This is a genomic window from Micromonospora antibiotica (assembly GCF_017599305.1).
Taxonomy (GTDB): Bacteria; Actinomycetota; Actinomycetes; order Mycobacteriales; family Micromonosporaceae; genus Micromonospora; species Micromonospora antibiotica.
This window is the reverse complement of record NZ_JAGFWR010000004.1, coordinates 236,078-253,530: the sequence shown is the minus strand read 5'-3', so window position 1 is coordinate 253,530 and position 17,453 is coordinate 236,078. Positions and strand designations below refer to the sequence as shown.

The 17,453-nt window shown below is 69.5% G+C and carries 16 protein-coding genes and 1 pseudogene; 2 read left to right on the top strand and 15 right to left on the bottom strand.

Features of this window, described 5'->3' with window-relative positions:
* Nucleotides 1-24: 24 nt before the first annotated feature.
* Complete coding sequence (locus JQN83_RS11180; RefSeq protein WP_208567027.1) at nt 25-312, bottom strand: hypothetical protein; 288 nt, start codon at nt 310-312, stop codon at nt 25-27.
* 465 nt (nt 313-777) lie between these two features.
* On the bottom strand, nt 778-3,510 hold the full coding sequence (locus JQN83_RS11175) for a LysM peptidoglycan-binding domain-containing protein (RefSeq protein WP_307799172.1): 2,733 nt from the start codon (nt 3,508-3,510) through the stop codon (nt 778-780).
* Between the two features lie 168 nt (nt 3,511-3,678).
* On the opposite strand from JQN83_RS11175, the gene JQN83_RS33740 reads away from it, so the two are divergent.
* Both JQN83_RS33740 and JQN83_RS11165 read left to right on the top strand, forming a co-directional pair.
* Nucleotides 3,679-5,613 (top strand): Hsp70 family protein, encoded by a 1,935-nt coding sequence (locus JQN83_RS33740; protein ID WP_208567025.1) that lies wholly within the window; start codon nt 3,679-3,681, stop codon nt 5,611-5,613.
* Nucleotides 5,614-5,666: 53 nt separating this feature from the next.
* On the top strand, nt 5,667-6,071 hold the full coding sequence (locus tag JQN83_RS11165; RefSeq protein WP_208567168.1) for a hypothetical protein: 405 nt from the start codon (nt 5,667-5,669) through the stop codon (nt 6,069-6,071).
* A gap of 89 nt (nt 6,072-6,160) precedes the next feature.
* On the opposite strand, the pseudogene JQN83_RS11160 reads toward JQN83_RS11165, so the two are convergent.
* The 13 genes and pseudogenes from JQN83_RS11160 to JQN83_RS11100 form a co-directional block, all read right to left on the bottom strand.
* Nucleotides 6,161-6,381, bottom strand: a pseudogene (locus JQN83_RS11160) (transposase); the annotation flags it as partial.
* 115 nt (nt 6,382-6,496) lie between these two features.
* The gene (locus JQN83_RS11155) at nt 6,497-6,805 is read right to left on the bottom strand and encodes an ArsR/SmtB family transcription factor (RefSeq protein ID WP_208567024.1); all 309 of its coding nucleotides are present in this window, start codon (nt 6,803-6,805) and stop codon (nt 6,497-6,499) included.
* On the bottom strand, nt 6,802-7,641 hold the full coding sequence (locus JQN83_RS11150; protein WP_208567023.1) for a metal ABC transporter permease: 840 nt from the start codon (nt 7,639-7,641) through the stop codon (nt 6,802-6,804). The genes JQN83_RS11155 and JQN83_RS11150 overlap by 4 nt, the downstream gene beginning before the upstream one ends.
* Nucleotides 7,625-8,512, bottom strand: a complete 888-nt coding sequence (locus JQN83_RS11145) for a metal ABC transporter permease (protein ID WP_208567022.1) — start codon at nt 8,510-8,512, stop codon at nt 7,625-7,627. The genes JQN83_RS11150 and JQN83_RS11145 overlap by 17 nt, the downstream gene beginning before the upstream one ends.
* Nucleotides 8,509-9,279, bottom strand: coding sequence for a metal ABC transporter ATP-binding protein (locus JQN83_RS11140; RefSeq protein WP_208567021.1), 771 nt, complete (start codon nt 9,277-9,279; stop codon nt 8,509-8,511). The genes JQN83_RS11145 and JQN83_RS11140 overlap by 4 nt, the downstream gene beginning before the upstream one ends.
* Nucleotide 9,280: 1 nt before the next feature.
* Nucleotides 9,281-10,246: a metal ABC transporter substrate-binding protein gene (locus JQN83_RS11135; protein ID WP_208567020.1), complete on the bottom strand. Its 966-nt coding sequence runs from the start codon at nt 10,244-10,246 to the stop codon at nt 9,281-9,283.
* Nucleotides 10,247-10,384: 138 nt separating this feature from the next.
* Nucleotides 10,385-11,146, bottom strand: a complete 762-nt coding sequence (locus JQN83_RS11130) for a methyltransferase domain-containing protein (protein WP_208567019.1) — start codon at nt 11,144-11,146, stop codon at nt 10,385-10,387.
* Between the two features lie 111 nt (nt 11,147-11,257).
* Complete coding sequence (locus JQN83_RS11125; protein WP_208567018.1) at nt 11,258-12,448, bottom strand: aminotransferase class V-fold PLP-dependent enzyme; 1,191 nt, start codon at nt 12,446-12,448, stop codon at nt 11,258-11,260.
* A gap of 1 nt (nt 12,449) precedes the next feature.
* Nucleotides 12,450-13,769, bottom strand: a complete 1,320-nt coding sequence (locus JQN83_RS11120; protein ID WP_208567017.1) for a pyridoxal-phosphate dependent enzyme — start codon at nt 13,767-13,769, stop codon at nt 12,450-12,452.
* Entirely contained in the window at nt 13,766-15,214 is a 1,449-nt protein-coding gene (locus JQN83_RS11115) for a Y4yA family PLP-dependent enzyme (protein WP_244252200.1), read from the bottom strand. The genes JQN83_RS11120 and JQN83_RS11115 overlap by 4 nt, the downstream gene beginning before the upstream one ends.
* A gap of 286 nt (nt 15,215-15,500) precedes the next feature.
* Nucleotides 15,501-15,908 carry a Fur family transcriptional regulator gene (locus JQN83_RS11110; RefSeq protein WP_208567016.1) on the bottom strand — a complete coding sequence of 136 codons (408 nt, stop codon included), beginning with the start codon at nt 15,906-15,908 and terminating at the stop codon, nt 15,501-15,503.
* 231 nt (nt 15,909-16,139) lie between these two features.
* Nucleotides 16,140-16,793, bottom strand: a complete 654-nt coding sequence (locus JQN83_RS11105; RefSeq protein WP_208567015.1) for a choice-of-anchor M domain-containing protein — start codon at nt 16,791-16,793, stop codon at nt 16,140-16,142.
* Nucleotides 16,790-17,434: a choice-of-anchor M domain-containing protein gene (locus JQN83_RS11100; RefSeq protein WP_244252260.1), complete on the bottom strand. Its 645-nt coding sequence runs from the start codon at nt 17,432-17,434 to the stop codon at nt 16,790-16,792. Before JQN83_RS11100 ends, JQN83_RS11105 begins: the two co-directional genes overlap by 4 nt.
* Between the last annotated feature and the right edge of the window lie 19 nt (nt 17,435-17,453).

Genomic DNA, 17,453 nt, shown 5'->3' with positions numbered 1-17,453 from the left:
GAACCTGCCGGCTCTGCTCCCCGGTCAGGGTCGACTGGCCGAGGCGTGGGCGTAGGCGCGCAGCCGCGCTGCCAGTTCCCGCGCCTGGGCCCGGGTGTGGCGGGCAGTGTAGGGCTGCCAGTAGTCACTGTCCGGGTCATCGTCGCTCTCCACCCCGGTGACCGCGACCCCGGTCGTGTCGTCGTGGTCGACCAGGTCCAGCCACAGCGTCCCGGTGTCCCCCCATGCCTGGCCGACGGCCATCGTGGCGACGTACCGGCCGGCTGTCGGGCCGATGTTGGGCTGCACGTTGTGCGGCAACGCGATCGCCACTTGGTGGGCTTCGATGGGCAGAAGCGGCGAAGTTGCCAGCTCGTCCACGTGCCGGGCTGCGGCCTCGGCTGGGGCCAGGTGCGATGCTGCGTAACCGCCCGGCCGTTGGCAGCCGTCTGCGGTGTCGGAGATCGCGGCGTTGGTGACGGGGGTTCCACCGACCGTACGAGGTGGCCACCGCTCTCGGTAGCGATTCCGCGTCCCCAGCAAACCTTCGTTGGTCGGTCAGCAACGCGCCCCACCACCGCCACCGTCTGCGCGTTTAGGCATGGCTTTTCGTCGGTCGTGCTGTCCACCACCGTACGGACGTGGCGCGGCTACTATCGGGCAGACGACGGTCCTCGACGAGCATCGTGGCTGGGAACTGCTCCACAGAGCCTGGGGCAAGCCGCAGATGAGCCGGTTGCTTGACCGGTACCGCAGCCCCATCGCGCCCTGAAGAGCCCTGTTTGTACAGCTCTGAGTTTACTTGCTCAGGCTGGTGCGCAGCTGGGTGGCCAGGGTGATGGTGTCGTCGTGGGGTTGGGTGTCGAGGTCGGTGAGGGCTTTGGTGAGGGCGCGTAGGAGGGTGCGGATGCCGTCGGCGTCGCCGAGGGCGTGGCGGGCGTGCATGGCTTTGACGTAGAGGGCTTCGTTGTAGTGGTCGAGGGTGATGGCTTTGTCGAGCAGGTCGGATGCAGCCTGTGGGTCATGATCGATCAGGTCGTCGGCGAGGAGAAGGTGGGCTTCGGTGCCCCAGCGTCGGATGGTTTCGCGGTGTGGGGGCAGCCATTCGTAGTCCTGGCCTTCGGCCAGTGGTGCGGCGCAGAGGTCGCAGGCGGTGGTGAGGAGTTCGCGGCGGCGGGGTCCGGTGGCGATGGTGGCGTTGCGCATCAGGTCGCGCAGGGTCCACACGTCGACGTCGACTGTTGTCGGGTCGAGTCGGTACCGGCCGGCGGTTTTGATGACGTAGGCGTTCTTGGTGTCTGCGGTGCCGGCGCGGCCGAGTACGTGTCGCAGGTTCGACACGTTGGTGTGTACGCGTTGGTCGGCTTGGCTGAGGCGGGCGTCGGGTTCGAGGTACTCGCCGATTTCGCGGGTGGCGGCCCCGTCGGGGTGCACGGCGAGGTACACCGCCAGTTCGAGGGCTTTGGCGCGCAGCGGCCGTCCCGGCCCGGTGATGCCCTCGATGCGCGGTGGACCCAGCACCCGCAGCCGAGCGCGCCCCGTAGGGACGTCGTCGGAGGGCTTTGCGGTGGCCGGCGGTGGTGCGGTGTCGGCGGATGGCGTGTCAGCGCGGCTGGTGTGCAGGGGCACGGGCACGGCGGGTGCAGCGGCGGGTGGTGTGCCGGTGTGCGCCTCGCGGAGGGTTTGCAGGATCTCCATCGCCGTGGCGGCTTCCAGCACCGGCAGTTGTGGCGGCACCGGTTCGGCGGGCTGCTCGGCCACGGGGTGGGTGTGTCCGTCGGTGGTGACGTCGACGGTGGTGCCGGGTGTCCATTCGCCCAGCAGGAGCGCGGACACGTGCAGGTCCGCGCCCAGGGTGAGGGCGGTCCTGGTCCGCATCCGGGCAGTGGGGGGTGGTGCTTCGGTGATCAGGACGACCGGTGGCAGAGCTCCCGCGTCGGGGGTGTCCGGGTGTGGGGTGGTGTCGAGGTCGGTCAGGGTGTGTTCGTCGAGGATGCGGCTACGGTGCAGCAGATGGGTTTCGATTGTGGTGAGTGCGTCGGTGAGGGTGTCGACGAGGTGCAGCCGTGGCCACGGAGTGAGGGTGGTGGCGTCGGGGCCGAGGAGGGTCGTCAGGGTGGCGGCGTCGATGATGATCTCGCCGCGGCCGTCGGGGTGGTGGGGGTCGCCTGCGGCGAGGACGGCGACGAGGGTGGCGCGGGCAGCGGCGTGCGCGCCGTCGCCGACGACGCCGATCCCACCACCGGGCAGCGACGTGAGTACAGGGTGCAGGCTCGGTGGCTGCTCGTCGCTGCCCGGCTCAAATGGGTGGGCGGTGACGGCGCGGCGGACCTGGACGACCGGTGCCGGCAGCGCGGTGAGGGGTTCGCTGTCGGGTTCACCGGTGTAGCGGCGGCGACGTTGCAGCCAGACCATCGTGGCGGCGGCGCTGATCGCGGCGGCCAGCGACCAGGGCAGCCACTCGGTGACCGACAGCCGCACCCCGTGGTCGTCGATGGTCGTGGTGGGTTCGGTCGGGGCGACGGCGGTGGGTTGTTGCGGGGTGGGGGTCGGCGCGGTGGGTGAAGGCGCTGACGGCGTCCCGCTGATGGTCGGGGTTCCCGGCGTGCTGTTCGGGCTGGTTGGCGGCGTTTCGGTGGTGGTGGCGGACGGTTGGGTGGTGGGTCCTGGGGGTTGCGGGTCGGCGCTGGCGGAGGTCGGTGGTGGCACCGGATCGTGCGGGGCCTGCGGTGGTGGGGTGGTCGGGGTCGCTGGTGTCGCGGCGTGTGGTGGGCGGGCGTCGGCGGGTAGGCGCAGTTCCCAGCCGGGGTAGATGAGGTTGCAGTCGCGCAGGGTGCCGCCGGTGCCGGGGAAGTGGCGGTGTTTGTTCAGCTGGCAGATCTGCGGCCACCGGTTCGCGTCGCCGAGCCATTCCCTGGCGACCTTGGACAAGGTGTCGTGGCGTTCGACGGTGTAGAGGTACCGCTGGTCGGCGACCTGGATGATCGCCGGGCCGAAGGCAGGGGCCTGGCGGGGAACATCGACATGCTCGGCAGCAGCGGCGGGGGTCGACGGCCGGTCAGGTGTTGCCGCCGCGTCGACGGAGCCTGCGGAGGTGACGGCGAGCGCGGCGGTGCCGGCCAAACCAAACACCAGGCGGTGCAGGGGTGCCGGCAGGGTGAGCGCCGGGACGCGCCACCGGGTAAGCGCGGTGACGAGTTCGGCGACGAGAAGCAGCGCGAACACCGCCCACAGCAGCCACATCACCCAGAACGCGGCACCGATGAGGACGTCGGGGGTGAACCGTCCGCTGGTGCGTTCGAACCAGGCGGGGATCTGCGACCACTGCGGTAGCCGCCGCAGTGGGTTCCCGCCGGCGAGCCACAGCACGGCCGGCACGACCACCAGGAGAATGCCGGCGGCGATGACGACCCGGGCACCGGTGGCGACGGTGCGGGAGAGAGGTACTCGACGGTGAGGGCTGTCGTGGGGCGGGTGGACCGTGGCCCGTGTGCCGTACTCGGCGAGCCTGTCGCCTCTGTCCGAGGACACCTTCGGCACCCGTCCCTCCCTGCGACTCATCGGTGAAGCTCTCCGCTTACAGGAGAATGCACGTCGCTGGCTATTGCGTCGAGAAGGATTCTCACCATCCGCGCACAGAGGATCACGCGGACAATCAGGGTTGACGTCGCCACACCCCCACGGGCCAGACTGCCCCCCATGCCACACGGGGACACCACGGCAGCGATCGATCTCAGCTCCGCCACCATCGCCGCCACCGTCAGCCGCGACGGCGCACGCGTCCCGATCCTCATCGACGGCCGCCTCGTCATGCCCCCCGGTGTCGTCATCGGCCCCACCGGACACCTCTACGTCGGCGTCGACGCAGCGACGTCCATCCCAGCGGACCACCGCTTCGTCCACGACCCCACCGCCCTGCTCGGCAAGACCGCCCCCACCGACGCCACCGACGCCGCACCCACCGACCCCGTGGACCTCCTCGCGGCAGTACTACGGCATGTCGGCCAACACGCTGCCCACCAAATCGGTCAGCCGATCACCGCCCTCACCATGACCATCCCACCGAGCTGGGGGCCACGCCGCCGCCACCAGGTCACCGACGCGGCACAGCGCGCCGGACTACCGTCCCCCGCCCTGGTCACCGCACCCGCCGCGCTCGCCGCCCACGCCACGACCCTCGGCCACCCCACCCCCGCCGGCTCCTGCGTCCTGGTCTGCCAGGCCGACCGGCACCCGGCAACCCTCACCGTCCTGCACACCACCGACGGCGGCTACACCGAACTGGCCACCCGAAGCCTCGACGACACCCCCGACCTCGACCACCTCATCACCGACCACGTCATCCACACCGCCACCGGCGACGACGATCCCCTCCGCACCACCGACGACGATCCCGCCGCCGCAAACGACCACCGCGCCCTCACCGACGCCGTCCGCACCGCCCGGCAACTCCTCGTCACCCAGGAACGCGCCCCCGTCCTACTCCCCGCACCCCGCCAACCCGCGATCATCACCCGTGAGGACGTCACCCGCGCCGCGCGACCCGTCCTCGACCAGGTCCCCCGCGCCGTCGCCGATCTCCTCGACGCCGCGGACATCGACGCCGGCCACCTCACCGCCGTCATCCTGCGCCCAGACCCCGGCCTGCCCGCCGTCGCCGAGCATCTCGCCCACGCCACCGGCATCACCCCCGTCCTCGTCGACCACCCCCACGCCCTCACCGACGGCGCCCTGACCCTCACCGCCCACCACCAACCCGCACCCCGCGCCGCCGCCGCCCGACTACCCCGCGTTCGGCTGCGCATCAGCGACCTCACCGGCACCCTCCTCATCGGCGCCTGCTCCCTCGCCCTGCTCCTGCAAGCCGTCCTCACCGCCGACATCACCATCCACAACACCCGGGTCATCGGCGCCCGCACCTCCCTACCGCAACTCGGCACCGCCGGTGCCCTCGCCATACTCACCGCCATCGCGATCGCCCACCTCGCTCCCACCACCTGGCTCACCGGCACACCCACCACCCACACAGAGGAACCCACCACCGGCAGCCTCATCCGCCGCAGCTACCTCGCCGCAGCCGTCGGCGGCACCATCACCGCCACCCTCTTCGGCCTCGCCACCGGCACCGCCTTCTCTTTCGACTACACCTCCTACCTGAAATGGACCCTTGGCAGCGCACTCCCCCTCGCCGCCTGCGCCACCCTCATCGCCGCCACCGCACCCCGCATCCCCGCCCACGCCCTCCCCCACTGGCTCACCCTCACCCGCCCCGCCATCACCCACGCCGCCACCGCCGCCGCCGGCATCTGGCTCATCCGCGCCGCCTACACCCTGTCCACACCCATCGACCTCACCGGCATGCCCGGCCTCGCCAGCACCATCGGCGCTGCACTCCTCGGCACCGCCACCGCCCTGACCGTCAGCCGCACCCGCACCATCCGCCTCATCACCGCACCCGGCCTCACCCTCGGCTACGCCCTCGTCATCAGCTACAACACCCACAGCGCCCTGATCATCGGCTACCTCGTCGCCCTCACCTGGTGGGGCCTCCGCCTCACCGCCGACACCCTGCGACTCGCCTTCCCCCACACCGGAAACGCCCTCCACCGCCTCATCGACCGCCCCGGCAACTGACGACCCGATGAAGCGCAGACCAGCGCCGTACGCTGACAGCCCGACGAACCCGCATGCTCGATAGGGAGACGTTGACCGTCATCAGCTGGCTCACGGATGTATGGGCGCGAACACACGTCGTGCGGATCCTCGACGGCGGTGAGGACGCAGGTCCCCTGGCCGACCGGGCGATCCTGGCCGAACTACGGAATCCCTCCACGATCGAAGCGGCGCGAAAGCTGACCACGACCGGCCGCTTCACCGAGAACATCTGCCGATGCCCCGGCGACACCACCATCGCGCTCCACGATGACTCCGATGAACTTGTCACCGCTGCCAGCCTCCACGGCTACGGCAACATCAGCTGGGAACGGGACACCTGCACAACGACCTACACGTCGCAGATCCCGCCGCACTGCACCTGCTCCTGGCCGCCCAGGGCGTCCCTGATCAGATCCCGCTGTTCCTGGCACCACTGACCGATCTGCTGAACCTGCACGAAGGACACCCACAGTTCCGACCGGCCCTGTCTCACGTTCGGTGGTGACGGAGCATGCGTGCTGCTATCGAGGAGGAAACGGCGGCGGAACAGGGTGAATCCTGCCGTCCGTGCAATTGGCGGGCGATTCGTTTGGTCTTGGTGTCGGCGCCTTCGGTGGGGCCGTTGCCGTAGGGAGGCGTGAGTGCCGCGTTCACGGCGTCGCGGTCCTGTTGCATGCCTCGGGTGGAGGCGTGCAACTGCGGTAGGCCGACCATGCGGACCTGAACGATCCAGTGCGAGAGCCGGTCGGCGCTTCCCGGCTGAGGCACCGTCCGGCGATGAGTCGACCGCGGGGACGATGCCGAGGAAATCACCCACAGCGCGCAGAACGTGCTCGGCAAAGTCGTTACTCTCGCGCCGTGGTCAGGCCGAGTGGTCGGCGTGGTGCAGCACCTCCGTGACGAGGCGCCGGGTGGCCTCCCCCTGCAGCGTGTAGGTCACCTGTCGGCCACGACGCGTGCGCCGGATCAACCGGGCGTCCTTGAGGTACCGCAGATGGCGGGCGATGACTGTCTTGTCCACGCACAGGGCCTCCGCCAGTGAGGCCGGTGTCTCGTCGCCGTCCTGCAGCAGCACGAGGATGCGTATCCGGTGCTCGTACGCCATGGCGCGCAGCACGACGACCGCGCGGTCCAGCGTACGCCTCCTCCCGTCGGGGTCTGCGGCGCTCATGCCGAGGCTGCCCGCAGGTGGACGGGCACCGTGGGCCTGGTTCTGACCAGCCGGGACAGCACCGTCGACAGCGCCAGTACCGCCGTGGCGGTCAGGGTGATGCTCGCGCCGGCGGCGACGTCCCAGCGGCTCGACGCGTACAGACCGCCGAGACCGCTGAGGGCGCCGAGGGTGACCGCCAGGGCGGTGATGACGCTCAACCGATGCGACCACTGACGCGCCGCCGCCGCCGGCGCCACGATGAGGGCGAGGGCGAGGATCGTGCCGACGGCCGGGACGATCGTCACGACCGCCACCTCGATGACGAGTAGCAGCACGACGTCCCAGCCACCGGTGGCGAAGCCGGCCGCCCGCGCGCCGGCGGGGTCGAAGCCGCTGTAGCGCAGTGGACGGGCGCAGGTCAGCAGTACGGCCGCGACGACGACGAGCGCCACCGCGGTGGCCATGAGGTCCTGCGGGCTGACGGTGAGGATCGATCCGACGAGGAACGATGTCAGGTCTCGACTGAAGCCGTTTTGGCTGGCGACGAGCCCGGCGCCGAGCGCGAAGCCCCCGGAGAGCATGACGCCGGTGGCAGCGGCGGTGTTCTGGCTTCGACGGCGGCTGAGCGCGGCGACGCCCACCGCGACGATCGCGCCCGCGACCGCGCCGCCGACGATGATGTTGACGCCGATGATGGAGGCGGCCACCACCCCGGGGAACGTGGCGTGGGTCAGTGCCATCGTGAAGAACGACAGCCGGCGGAGCACGACGTGTACGCCGACGAGTCCGGCGAGCGCGCCGGCAAGCAGCACCTCGGCGGTGGCGCGGTGCAACGCGTCATCCCACCAGTTCATGCGGGGACCTCCGGGCGTGGGGGGCGGTCCGCCCGTGGTTGCGCCTCGACCGCAGCGCACCCAGAGGGAGCAGCAGCAGGTAGGCGAGCACGAGCAGCAGGACGACGGCGGAGGCCGAGGTCAGGGCGATGCCGTAGTCGACCGATGCGGTCCAGCTGGCCAGCAGGCCGCCGTATGCGGCGAGGATGATGAGGCCGGTGCCGACCAGTGCCATCTGTGACAGGCGTGTGGTGAGCATGCGGGCGGCTGCGGCCGGCACGATGAGCAACGCGACCACGAGGATCGTGCCGACGGCGCGCACCGCGGCGACGACGACGAGCGCGACGATGATGTTGAGCAACAGGTCGAGCCCGGCGATCCGGAAGCCGGCGGCGGCGGCCCCGGCGGGGTCGAAGGTCCGAAAGACCAGAGCGCGGGCGCCGACCAGCAGCAACCCGAGGATGAGGACCGCCAGCACGGCGGTCTCCACGATCTGGCGCGGCGTCACCGTCAGGATGCGTCCGAAGAGGAACGACGTCAGATCCGAGGTGTACGAGGAGCGCCGCGACACGAGCACCACACCGATCGAGAACATGGCGGTGAGCACCACGGCGGTGGCCGCGTCGTCGGACAGCGCCCCGGCACGGCCGAGCAGGGTCAACACCACTGCGGTCGCGATGCCGGCGACCAGCGCCCCGACGACGATGCCCTCGATGCCACCGGCGAGGAACCCGATGACGACGCCGGGAAAGACGGTGTGCGTCACCGCGTCGGAGACGAACGCCAGGCGGCGGGCGAAGACGAAGACGCTGACCGGTCCGCAGACGAGGGCGAGTAGGACGAGCTCGGCCAGGGCGCGCCCCATGAACGGTACGGTGAACGGCTCGATCACGGCTCCACCAGCACTGTTCGGCCGTCTCTCAGCTCGATGGCGTGGCCACCGTACGCGCGGCGCAGCGTGTCCGCAGTCAGCGTGGCACCGGGCGGGCCGAGCGCCCACTGCCGACCGTTGAGTACGCAGACGGTGTCGGCGAACTCATGCGCGAGCGTCAGGTCGTGGGTGCTCAGCACCAGGGTGGTTCCGGCCGCGCCGAGTTCGCGGAGGACTGACAGGATGGCGTCCTGGCTCACCAGGTCGACGCCGTTGAACGGCTCGTCGAGGAGGAGCAGCCGTGGCTCGGCGGCGATGGCTCGGGCGAGCAGTACCCGTTGGCGTTGGCCACCGGAGAGAACGCCGAAGTGGGTCCTCGCGTGGTCGGCCAGGCCCAGTCGGTCGAGCGCCTCCTGAACGGCGCGGCGGTCGACGCCGCGGGTGGGGCGCCACCAACCGATTCGCCGGTAGCGGCCCATCATGACGACCTGGCCTGCGGTCACGGGGAAGTCGGCGTCGAGGGAGTCGGTCTGCGGCACGTACCCGATGAGGGTCCGGGCATGCGACGGCGTGCGTCCGAGCACGGTGCACGTGCCGGCGAGGACCGGCACCAGGCCGAGTATCGACTTGATCAGGGTCGACTTTCCGGCGCCGTTCGGCCCGATCAGGGCCAGGCGCTGTCCGGGGACCAGGTCGAGGGTGACGTTCGTGAGCACGGGCGTGCCGTGGTAGCCGACGCTCACCTCGGTACAGCGAAGGGCGGCGTCGGCCGCCGCGGCATCGTTCATGTCAGCCGCCCAGAGCCGTGACGATGACCTGGGTGTTGTGCCGCTCGGCGCCGAGGTAGGTGCCCTCGGGCGTGCCTTCGGGCCCGATGCTGTCGCCGTAGAGGGCGTCTTCACCGCCGATGACCTTGACGCCGGCCTGCTTGGCGATCGCTTCGGCGCTCTTGGGCGGCAGTGAGGTCTCCGCGAAGATGGCCTTCGTACCGGTCGCCTTGATCTTTGCGACGAGGTCGTTGAGCTGCTTCGCGCTCAGCTCGGCCGAGGTGTCGAGGCTGGGGATGACCGAGCCGACGAACTCCAGCCTGTACCGGTCGACGTAGTAGCCGAAGGCGTCGTGGTTGGTCACCAGCTTGCGTTGGTCGGCTGGGATCCGGGCGAAGGCGGCCTCGTTGTCGGCGTCGAGCTTGTCGAGTTCAGCCGTGTAGGTCTTCAGATTGTCGGCGAAGGCCGCAGCGTGTGCGGGGTCGGCCGTGGCGAGGCCCTTCTCGATGTTGGCGACCATCGTCTTGGCGTTGAGCGGGTTATGCCAGATGTGCGGGTCGTGCTCCTCGCCCTCGTGGGCACTCTCCTCCTCGTGGCCCTCGTCCTCCTCGTGGCCGCCCTCCCGCAGGGTCACGCCCTGGCTGGAGTCGACGACGGTGCCCTTGAAGCCTGCCGACTCGATGGTCTGGTCCAGCCACTCCTCGAGCCCGACGCCGTTCTTGACCACGACGGCGGCTTTGCCGATCGCCTGGATGTCGGCCGGGGTGGGCTCGTAGTCGTGCGGGTCAACGTTCGGCTTGATGATCTGTGTGACGGTGACATCGTCACCACCGACGGCGCGGACGAAGTCGGCGACCTCGGGGGTCGTGGCGACCACGGCCAGCCTGGTGGCACCCGGAGCGCTGCTGCCGCCCGGAGCATCGTCGTCACCCGAGCCGCAACCACCGAGAAGAACGAGCGCGGCGGCTGCCGCCGCCGCGACGAACATGCGTTGTGTGTACTTCACGAAAACACTCCATTCCTCAGAATCGGAACGGTAATCGTTTTCGCTAAGTATCGTCTAATAGTGAGATGACCACACGTGCATGTGTCGCTGCGCCGCCCCAGCGGACCGGGCGGCCGATCCTCAGTCCCGGGCCGCCAGCGCCGCATGCCTGCCACAACGCCAGAAGATCCCGGCCTCGCCGAATCCGGCGTCACGGGCGGCGGCGGCGTGCCAGCCACCCGGAGCGGTGAACTCGGCCGGCAGGCGGTTGTCGAAGATCGCCGCTCGCTGCCCGAGCAGTGGGCGCAACTGCTCCGCCTGCCCGACGTCGTTCCACCACTGCGCCCAGGCCAGCTCCGCCGCGGCCTCGTCCGGCGCGGGGTCCAGGGCACCCATCAGGGATGGGAGGCTCTCGTCAGGCATGAGATCCGCGACAATCAGCAGCCCTCCGGGCGCCAGGCAACGACGGACGTCGGCATAGAACGCACGCGCCTGGACCGGTGGCAGGTAGTGCAGGGTCATCACCACCGTGACAAGGTCATAGCCGCCCCCCGCGCGGTCCACCCAGCCCGACGTCGACAGGTCACCGTGCAGCACCCGCACCTCGTCCGCCAGCGCGCCACTGGCCAGTGCGAGCAGCACGGGGTCGATGTCCATGAGAGTGGCGGCGACGTCGGCCCAGCGCCGCGCCATCCGCTCCACGAGCAGTCCGGGGCCACCGCCGAGATCGAGCACCCGCCGGGGCGCACGGCCGTGCGCGGCCTCGGCGATACGGCACAGCGTCTCCTCAAGGCTGGCGAGGTGCGGTACAAACCCCTCCATGACCTGGAACCACGCCTCGCGCCAGTGGACGATCTGCGCCGAGTCGAGCACAGCACCGGGCGCGCCGGTAGTCGTTGCCATGGGTGCACTCCGGGATGACACGCGGACGGAAAGGCCACACGATAACGGAAGCCATTTCCGACAGAGTAGCCGACCCGGAGGAGGAAACGGTCATATCGGGGCGCGTGTCGGTCAATCGCTGTCGAGCGCGGCCAGGACCGACAGGAGTCGGTCCACCTCCTCGGCCGTGTTGTAGACGTGCAGGCTCACCCGTACGGATGCCGTCCTTTCGCCCTGGTCGGCCTGGCAGTGCCCGTCCGCACGCACCAGGAGTCCGTGCGCGGCCAGGATGAACCCGAGGTCGTTGGAGCCGATCAGGCGGTGACGGAAGGCCACGATGCCGTGTCGCTGCTGCACCAGGGTGTCGGTGGCCAGGCTGTTCTGACAGCCCAGCACCTCGATGTCGGGCATCGTCCGCAACCCGTCGGTGAGTCGTGCACCCAGCGCGGTGTTCCACCGGGCGACGCGATCCAGGCCGGCGGCGTCGAGCCAGTCCAGCGCGGCGACCAGGCTGATGATGCCACTGGTGTTGGGCGAGCCGTTCCAGCCGGCCGGCGTGTAGGTGGGGCCACGCTGGTTGCGCGCCCAGATCGCGCCGGTGCCCGGCAGCGCCATCGTCTTGTGCCCGGAGAAGACCACGAAGTCGACATCGGTCGCGGTGGTGGACAGCGGCAGGTGCCCTACGCCCTGCGCCGCGTCCAGGCAGATCGGAATGGTCGGTCCCGCCGCCGAACGCAGCCTGTGCACATTCATGTCGTTGCCGTAGACGTGGTGTACGTGGGTCGCGGCGATCAGGCGCGTCCTGCTGTTGATCATCGTCGCGAGCCTGTCGGTGTCGTAGTCGTGGGCGGCATCGTAGGGCATCGGGCGGACGCCGATCGACAAGCCGCGGTGGCGCAGCAGCTCCGCGACCTCCAGCCAGGGTGCGTTGTTGGCGGCGTGATCGGCGAACGGCACGATGATCTCGTCGCCATCGCGCAGCTGCGGGGCGAGCCAGTCGCGGGCGACGGCACGCAGTCCCTCGGTGGTGCCGCTGACGAAGTGCACTCCGGACCGCTGCGGCGCCGGATCGTCGAGGAAGCGGCGCAGGCGGTCGCGGGCCTGCTCGATACGGGTGGTGGTCCGGTTCGCCCACGGGTACGTGCCCCGCGCGGCGTTGGCGTTGCCCGTCGTCAGGTAGGTCAGGACCGCGTCAAGGACCACCTGCGGCTTCTGCGAGGTGGCAGCGCTGTCCAGGTACGCCACGTCCGGGTTCGCGGTGATCAGCGGAAATTGGCCACGCAGCTTCTCCTGCCACGTGTGCAGCTCGTCGAGAGCACTCATCTCAGTCGCGTACGAGCTCGGCGCCGGCGTCGCGCCACGCGATGATCCCACCGTCGAGCGACCGCACGTCAGGGTGGCCCATCCGGGTCAGCAGAGCGGCGTAACGGGCTGACTTCTCCCCCACCGGGCAGACCAGTAGCACCGGCTGGCGACGACCGAACGGCAGCCCACCATGCAGCAACTCGGCGAAGATCTCGTCGACGATGTTGACCGAACCGTCGATGTGCAGCGCCTGATACGCGAACGGACTGCGCAGGTCGACCACCAGGCCGCGGCGCTCGGCGATCCACCGCTCGGCCTCCGCGACGTCCACCACCGCCGCCTGCCTCACCTCCGCGTCGGTCACCGTGCGCAGAGAGTTCCGTCGCGGTGGCCGGCCGAACAGCTCGGGGCGCCGCTCCCGCAGGTAACTCATGTAGCTCTCAACACGGTCGCAGACGATGAAGACCGCCGTGCGGCGTTCGGTGAGCTGTGCGTCGATGGCGCGCAGGTGGCGTACGGCACCCTGGTAGGCGCCACCACCGGTCGGCCCGGCGAGCGTGCCGCACCGGCGAACGAGTGTCAGCAGACCGTCGATGGCGTCGTCGGCGGTGATCGTCTCCACCTCGTCGTAGACATCGGGGTCGAAGAGGCCGACCTCGTGCACCTCGTCGATGGTGCGGATCCCCGGGATGAAGTCGGACTTGTGCGCCACCAGTCCGACGACCCGTACCTCGGGGTTGTGCTGGCGCAGCGCGGCCGCCACCCCCGTGGACGACCCGGCCGTTCCGACGCAGGCGATGAAGTAGTCCGGGGCCCGGCCGTCGAGATCCTTCACGATCTCGGGGCCGGTGCCGTTGAGGTGTGCGTCGACGTTGAGCTCGTTGAAGTACTGGTCGGTGTGCAGGTAGCCGCCGTCCGATTCGGCGAGCCGGTGGTACATCCTGGTCAGCGGGTCGTCGGTGTCGCTGGGGTCGAGGCATTCGGCCTGGCCGGGCAACTCGTCGATCTCCGCGCCGAGCAGCAGGAGCAGGTCCTTGATCTCGGTGACCTTCATGCGGTTGGTGACGCTCTTGAAGGTGAGCCCGTGCATGCCCGCGATGACGGCGAGGGCCTTGGCCGTGTTGCCGCTGGACAGCTCCACGACGGTGTCGCCGCGTTCGACGGCCTGGGCCAGCAGCGGCCGGGCCATGTTCCACGCGGCGCGGTCCTTCAGGGAGCCGAAGGGGTTGAGCAGCTCCATCTTGGCGTACAGGTCGATGTTGCGTAGACCGTGCACGGCGGCGTCGATGCGCACCAGGGGCGTGTTGCCGATGGCGTCCGTCATGTTCTCGAACCTCATGCTGCCTCCACGCGACGGTGAACGGGCCAGTACTGCTCGTCGAGGCACCATCGCCACGCGCCGCCGTCGCGATAGAGCGCGACCTTGCGGCCGATCGGCTGGCGCAGCGCCTGCGTGGCGCTGAAGTCCATGAGATAGCCGGCGGTGTTGACGAAGGCCAGCAGGTCACCGGTGCGGGGTCGCGACGGCAGGAAGACCTTGCGCCGGGTGATGAGATCAGCTTCGAGACAGAGGTTGCCGAACAGGTACACCCCCACGGGTCCCGCAGCGGCCGTGGTCGTCCGGTGCACGACGACCGGGTCCATCAGGACGCCGTGTTCCTCAAGACTGACATCTCGTGCGTTGCAGTCCAGGCGCACGATCGTGTCGCCGTTGGCCTCGTCACGTACCTCAAGGACGCGGGTCAGAACCAGGCCGCACTGGTCGAGCAGGGCCCGGCCCGGCTCGACGTGCAGGTCGTACATGTTGTCCAACAGCAGTGTCCCGAGTGGGCGGCGCTGCTCGGGCGCGGTTGTTCGTAGCAGCCGATCGAGGTACGCGGGTCCGGAGACGGGCCGGTGAGCCGGGTACAGATTCAGAGCACCCCGAACATGGCCGCCCTCGGCGCGCAACCCGTAACCGTGCCCGGCCCAGGTCAGCGGGGCCCGCCTGCCGAGCACCGCCTCGGTCAACGCAGTGGTGTAACGCTCCCACTGCGTGCCGTCGGCGAGGTAGTCCACGCCGAACCCGCCGCCGATGTCCACCGACCAGGGCCGCAGGCCGCGCCGGCGGCACTCGTCCAACGCACCGAGGCAACCCTCCAGCGCCACAGCCTTCTCCGGCAACCCGATCGTGTCGAGGTGGAACGCCATTCCGACCAGGTCCAGGGCGCCGGCGTGTTTCTCGATCAGGTCGAGAACCTCGCTCACCGCCGCGGCCGACATCCCGAACCGGCTGCGGCGGCTGGTGAACCGCACGCCCGTCGAGCTGAAGCCCGACAGGCGTGCCATCACCCGTACGCGTGGCAACGACCAGTTCGTGACCAGTGTGGCGAGCGCCGCCAACTCGCCGACCGAGTCGGCGCTGACGGTGACCCCGGTAACGGCGCACAGCCAGAGGAACTCCTCGTTCTTCGGCCCGGTCGCCATGATCCGCTGTGGTCCGAAACCGGCACCGAGCGCGTGCTGCAGCTCGGCGAGCGACGCCACGTCGATACCCGCGTCGGTGGCGGCGAGTTCCCGCACCAGGGCGCTGGATCGGTTGGCCTTGTGCGCATAATAGATCTGGCCGGCGAGACGGTGGGCAGAAAAGATCGAACGGAATGCGGCGACATTGTCCGCCACCTGTTGTGGCAGAATCACTCCGAGCGGAGATCCCAGCGCATCGGATAATTGCGCCATCAGGGCGGTTTCATCGAGTGCCGACTGCAGTGTCGGACCGATTCGCGGAGACAGGTAGAGGGGCAATGCGACTCCTCAGGTGAGTCGTGGCGCCACGGACGCCGCCACCCCTCTCGCCGAGAATCCCTTCGTGACGACGGCCTGCTTCAACGTAACCGATGTTCCGACGCCCGCCAAGAGGTGGCAGCCCAGCGGATGCATCCCGACCGCCACATATACGAGTGCGCATATATGGCAGTAGTCCTCAATACAGGGTCGATCATCAACTGACCCGGAGTCCACGACGCGAAGTCGCCGTCTCCACCCGGGCGAGAATGCTCGCTCCCCGACGGGGCGATACCTGAGTCGCAGTTCAGCCTTTGGCGCAGGTTGCGCAGGTGCCGAAGATTTCCATGGTGTGGTTGACGTCGGTGAAGCCGTGGTGGGCGGCCGTCTGGTGCGCCCACTCGTCGACGCTCGGGCCGGCTACCTCGACAGTCCGGGCGCAGAGACGACACACCAGGTGGTGGTGTTGGGTGTGGGTGCTGCACCGGCGGAACAACTGCTCACCGTTGGGCAGCCGCATACTGTCGATCTCGCCGCTGTCGACCAGCGCCTGCAGGGTGCGGTAGACGGTGGTCAGGCCGACCGCCACGTCACGGGCGCGCAGGTCCGCATACAGTCGCTGCGCGCTGCGGAACTGGTCGGACTCCTCCAGCAGGGCCCGCACCTCGGCCCGCTGCCGGGTGTTACGGCTGGCGCCGGGCGATATGCCGCTCATGGCTACGTCCCTCAGGTCCGTGTCACTTGCTGTGGCGGCGTGGCGGCCTCGTCACCGAGGCCGCCACGCCGCCACTGGTCCGTCCACCGGAGGTGGCACACCTCAGCAGACCCATGAAATGGTAATCACTTCGGTTTGGCGGAGGAATCTGCGCCCCCGTCGGGCCCACCATGGCCCCCACCAGGGGCGGGCACCGACAGCGGGGGCGGCGCTCACGTTCGACGCATCGGGTCAGGCAAGGACCTCGAAGGTGAAGGTCCGGGCACCGGAGCTGATGGTGGCACCACTGGCGGCCAGCTTACCGGTGACTTCGAAGGTGACGGTGTAGGTGCCTGCGGCGTCGAAGCCCCAGTTGGCGTGGGCGTGGGTGTTGCGGTTGACGTTGAGGCTGTCCGGGAGGCCGTTCCCGCTGTCGAAGAGCACGGTGGGGGTGCCGCCGGAGACCGTGTAGACACTGAAACCCGCGGGACCGGAGACACCGGTGAGCTTGAAGGTGACCCGGTTGTTCTGGAAGATACCGCTGGGCACCTCGGTGGTGTTCCACCCGGCCCAGAGCAGTCCGCCGGTGCTGGACTGCGGCAGGACCCACGCCTGACCGCCGGTGCCGAGGAAGGACCAGGCCGCTGTGCCGGGCACGGCGATCTTGGCGGTGTTCGGCACTCGGAACAGCACGTCGGCGGGGTCGCGTTCGACGTCGGCTGCGCCGGTGCCGTCCAGGACGTTGATGGTGAGCGCACCAGCGGCGTAGTCGACGTCGATCACGTCGACGTGGCCGCTGGAGAGCACGACCGGTGCCGCGGCGACAGGCGTGGCGGTCCCGGCGAGCAGTGCGGTGGTCAGGAGCAGACCGGAGAGGAAACGGTTTCGGAAACCCATGGTTGTCACGACTTGACCGTGAAGCGGAGCGTGGTGGGCTCGGAGCTGACCCGCTGGCCGGTGGCGACCAGGGTGCCGGTGGCACGAACAGTCACCTTGTAGCTGCCGGCCCGGTCGAACGCCCAGTTGGCGTGCGTGTGGTCACCGGCGGTCACCGTGACGGCGTCCGGAAGGCCGTCACCGCTGTCCGCCAGGATGGTCGGCTGACCGACGGCGTTCTCGGTGTAGATCGCGAGCTGACCGGGGCCGGAAACCGACTGCACGGACAGCGTCAGTGCGTCGCCGGCGAAGACTCCGGCCCCGATCTCCTCGGCGGCGATGCCCGGCCAGATCAGGTTGGAGTCCTGGATCTGCGGCAGGATCCACACCTTGGACACTCCCGGGGTGCCGAGGAAGGCGAATGCAGGGTCGGCGGGGACAGTGACCCTGGTCTGGCGCTTGACGATCAGCTTGACCTCGTCGGCGCCGTACTCGACGTCGTTGTCCTCGTCGTGGACGCCGACCCCCAGCGCGCCGTCCTCGTAGGCCACGTCCACGAGGTCGAGATGGCCGGAGTTGAACACCACGGCGGACGTGGTGGCGGCCTGGGCGGGCAGGGCCGTGGCGACCAACGCCACACCCAGGACACCCGACACCAGCAGATGACGCATGGTGCTACGCACGAAGAGA

Bases quoted from the DNA above. Each gene is read 5' to 3' on its own strand.
- JQN83_RS33740 (WP_208567025.1), top strand. From the start codon at position 3,679: ATGCCACACGGGGACACCACGGCAGCGATCGATCTCAGCTCCGCCACC.
- JQN83_RS11165 (WP_208567168.1), top strand. From the start codon at position 5,667: ATGCTCGATAGGGAGACGTTGACCGTCATCAGCTGGCTCACGGATGTA.
- JQN83_RS11155 (WP_208567024.1), bottom strand. From the start codon at position 6,805: ATGAGCGCCGCAGACCCCGACGGGAGGAGGCGTACGCTGGACCGCGCG.
- JQN83_RS11150 (WP_208567023.1), bottom strand. From the start codon at position 7,641: ATGAACTGGTGGGATGACGCGTTGCACCGCGCCACCGCCGAGGTGCTG.
- JQN83_RS11140 (WP_208567021.1), bottom strand. From the start codon at position 9,279: ATGAACGATGCCGCGGCGGCCGACGCCGCCCTTCGCTGTACCGAGGTG.
- JQN83_RS11135 (WP_208567020.1), bottom strand. From the start codon at position 10,246: ATGTTCGTCGCGGCGGCGGCAGCCGCCGCGCTCGTTCTTCTCGGTGGT.
- JQN83_RS11130 (WP_208567019.1), bottom strand. From the start codon at position 11,146: ATGGCAACGACTACCGGCGCGCCCGGTGCTGTGCTCGACTCGGCGCAG.
- JQN83_RS11125 (WP_208567018.1), bottom strand. From the start codon at position 12,448: ATGAGTGCTCTCGACGAGCTGCACACGTGGCAGGAGAAGCTGCGTGGC.
- JQN83_RS11120 (WP_208567017.1), bottom strand. From the start codon at position 13,769: ATGAGGTTCGAGAACATGACGGACGCCATCGGCAACACGCCCCTGGTG.
- JQN83_RS11110 (WP_208567016.1), bottom strand. From the start codon at position 15,908: ATGAGCGGCATATCGCCCGGCGCCAGCCGTAACACCCGGCAGCGGGCC.
- JQN83_RS11100 (WP_244252260.1), bottom strand. From the start codon at position 17,434: ATGCGTCATCTGCTGGTGTCGGGTGTCCTGGGTGTGGCGTTGGTCGCC.